The following is a 278-nucleotide window of genomic DNA, read 5'->3' as shown; positions in this document are numbered from 1 at the left end:
CAAAGGGAGCATTATGAGGTTGTTAGTGATATAAAGTTTGCTCATGCAAACGAGCTTGAAAGCACAAATGGAATATCCATGACTATTGGTGGTTTTACAAATATTGTTCTTGACCATGATGCTATTGTTTCTACTTTGCTTAAGTCTAATATTCCTTTATTCCTAACAAAAATAGGTGCTAGAGAGGCGGCCAAAACAGCCAACTTAACTGGCTACACATACATTCATTTTGATGTTAGTAAAATTCAATTATAAAAGAGGTAGATTAATGACGTTAC

Annotated in this window: 1 protein-coding gene; it reads left to right on the top strand. The window is 34.2% G+C overall.

Annotation, left to right across the window (positions count from 1 at the left end; all coding sequences use genetic code 11):
- Positions 1-255, top strand: a 255-nt coding sequence (locus AAEY62_RS22180) for a hypothetical protein (protein WP_350636563.1), incomplete at its 5' end; no start/stop codon positions are given.
- Between the last annotated feature and the right edge of the window lie 23 nt (positions 256-278).

This window comes from Pseudoalteromonas sp. GW168-MNA-CIBAN-0100 (genome assembly GCF_040309225.1).
Taxonomy (GTDB): domain Bacteria; phylum Pseudomonadota; class Gammaproteobacteria; order Enterobacterales; family Alteromonadaceae; genus Pseudoalteromonas; species Pseudoalteromonas arctica.
This window is presented reverse-complemented; position numbering and strand designations above follow the sequence as displayed.